This is a genomic window from uncultured Prevotella sp., assembly GCF_946407605.1.
Lineage (GTDB): Bacteria > Bacteroidota > Bacteroidia > Bacteroidales > Bacteroidaceae > Prevotella.
This window is the reverse complement of sequence record NZ_CAMJOS010000078.1, coordinates 1-2613: the sequence shown is the minus strand read 5'-3', so window position 1 is coordinate 2613 and position 2613 is coordinate 1. Positions and strand designations below refer to the sequence as shown.

Here is a 2613-nt window from a genome sequence, read left to right as displayed (position 1 = left end):
CCATGACGCGTAGCTTATTCCGTAATGTGGCTAGTCATGAGAGTAGTCCGGAGAAAATCGTCTCACTCATCAATGAGGCGATGGCTGATGGTAATGACTCCAACATGTTTGTGACATTCTTTCTTGGAGTACTCGACCTGCATACAGGCCAATTATACTACTGTAATGCCGGACATGATATGCCTTATGTTGTGGGTAATGGTATCACACTACTGGCAAGTGATCCAGACTTACCTATCGGTACGTTCTGCGACAATGATTATCTTCTCCAGGAGTATCAGGTGTCAGAAGACGCACTGCTTTTCTTGTATACCGATGGACTGACGGAGGCAAAAGACGGACAGGGTAAGTTATTTGGAGAACAGCGAATCGAGGATGTTCTGCAGACTGGTGGCAGTTGCAAGGAGATCATTGCCAAGATGACAGAGGCTGTCCACGAGTTCGTGGGGGATGCTGAGCAGAGTGACGACCTGACTATGCTGGCCATTCATTATAAGTATAAAACGAAATAATAGTAATCACAAACAAAATATCAACAATGAAAACAACAATTGAGCAATTAGAAGGCTGCACTCTTGTCACCCTTGACGGAGAACTTGATACGGCAGCTTCCGTAGAAGTGAAAAAAACTTTAGCACCCCTCATGGAGAATGGGAGAGGGAATGTTGTCATCGAATGCAAAGATCTGTCGTATATTGCATCCAGTGGCCTGCGTATCCTGCTCAGTATTCTGAAGAGTGTCAAGACAAACGGCGGCAAACTGACGCTGCGGAACGTCAACGACAATGTCAAGAAGATCTTCTCCTTGACAGGATTCGTCAAGATCTTCAATTTTGAATAGAATCTTATTGTCCTTTAGGTCTGGACATCATTTCGGTAGTAATTCAGGTAGATACAATTGATGCCATTCATATACTTGTGGTTGATGTTCTTACACACCCTCGACAGGATGGCTCGCCGCAGGTTGCTATCATCGATATCCATTAATTCGTCGTCCGAGAATTTATAAATAGGATTTCGTAGGGGTCCCTTACTCTTGACCACCACCGTTAAGGCTGTTTCCTTGTCGATGATACGAACATCGAAGGTCTCATCCTCTTTGGAGGTATTCTGGTCATGGGACTCCACAACCTCATAGAGCAGTTCCTCCAGAGCCACATCCACAGCAATGCCATCCTCCAGTTCGCATGCCTCGACAAAAGGTTTTACGTTAGCCAGGAAATCCTGAACACCTTCGGCGGTATAAGGTACGGAGAACGTGACGGCGGGGTTCGACGGCACCGTATTCTCCAGTGTAGGCCAAGCATAAGTTTGATTCTTGCGATGCACCACATACGCCATTGCCACCATCACCAACAGCAGGAGCCAGGCGGTGACGGGCAGGATATACCAGATGAGTTCGGGGGTGTAGAGAGCCATGACGACAATAATGCCGATGGTTCCCACGTTGGTCACGATTTCTATCCATCGGCAGAGCTTCTGATGCCCCTGCACGAAGTAAAGCACGCTCAGTGTCTCAGATATGGCATTGGGCAGGAAGGCGAGGCTCATCAGACGGAACGGGATGTAGCACTGTTCTATCAGATGGTCGTCGGCACCAAAGACTCTTGCCAGCATGTCGGGGAAGAGGAATATCAGCAGGCTCACCGCCACCATCACCAGTATCAACAAGCGGAAGATACGTTTTGTGAGCATGCGGAAACTGTCGTAGTCTTCTTCACCCAACAGGATGCCGCCGATATTGCTGATAGCCGTGTTCGAGCCTGATAATGCCAGCATACAAATACCGTTGACTTGGAAATAGACGGTAAATAAATACATACCGTCGGCACCGAGTTTATCGACAACCAGCGAGTTCATGGTGAAGACCAAAGCCGGCGCTAACAAGGCTGATATCAGCATGGGGAGTCCGATGGAGAAACACTCGCGATACTGCTTGATGCTGCATATCTTCTCTGGGCGCCTGAGACGGAATATCTTACTGTTCTTGCGCAGATAGCCTGTCAGCGAGGTGAAAGCAAGCAGATTGCTGAGTCCTGAAGCATACGAGGCACCAGCCAAACCCATATCCAGCACGCCGCAGAGCAGCAGGTCGAAAATGACATTGAGTATCTGAGAGATGATGATACGTCGGGTGATGAGGCGCGGACTGCCGTTGGTGATGATATAGGAGACGGGTACGCCACAAACGGCTGCTATGAAGATGGCGAACATGTCGGCATGAACATAGGGCTTCAGCATGGGCAGCAACCGCTCATCGGTTGTTATCAAGCCAGTCACCACGTCGAGGAAAGGCAATACAAGACCTATGACCAACAGCGTGGAGAAGATGACATAGTACAGGTGGTTATTGAACACCCGGTTCACCTTGTCGTAGTTCTGGGCACCAATGCCTCGTGCGCTCAGGAAACTGGCGCCGGCACTCATTATGCCGATGATGATAAACATGCAGGTCGCAAAGGGTTGCCAGATACGGACAACTGACAGTGCATCGGGCGACACCAGATGAGACACTACGATGGAGTCGGTGAAACCACCCAACTGTCTCATCAGAGCCGACATGACGGTCGCCAGGAAGAACGACCCGAACATGTTCTTCAAGACATATTCATT

At 49.0% G+C, this 2613-nt stretch carries 3 protein-coding genes; 2 read left to right on the top strand and 1 reads right to left on the bottom strand.

All coding sequences use genetic code 11. The annotated features are described in order from the left end of the window. Nucleotides 1-512, top strand: a 512-nt coding sequence (locus Q0R57_RS14695) for a PP2C family protein-serine/threonine phosphatase (RefSeq protein ID WP_294749255.1), incomplete at its 5' end; no start/stop codon positions are given. Between the two features lie 26 nt (nucleotides 513-538). Further along, a complete protein-coding gene (locus Q0R57_RS14690; protein WP_294749253.1) occupies nucleotides 539-841 on the top strand; it encodes an STAS domain-containing protein in 303 nt (100 codons plus the stop codon). Nucleotides 842-855: 14 nt separating this feature from the next. On the opposite strand, the gene Q0R57_RS14685 is transcribed toward Q0R57_RS14690, so the two are convergent. Then, the coding region (locus Q0R57_RS14685; protein WP_294749251.1) for an MATE family efflux transporter at nucleotides 856-2613 on the bottom strand (1758 nt) is incomplete at its 5' end.

Coding starts and splice junctions, on each gene's coding strand:
- Q0R57_RS14690 (WP_294749253.1), top strand. CDS start 539: ATGAAAACAACAATTGAGCAATTAGAAGGCTGCACTCTTGTCACCCTT.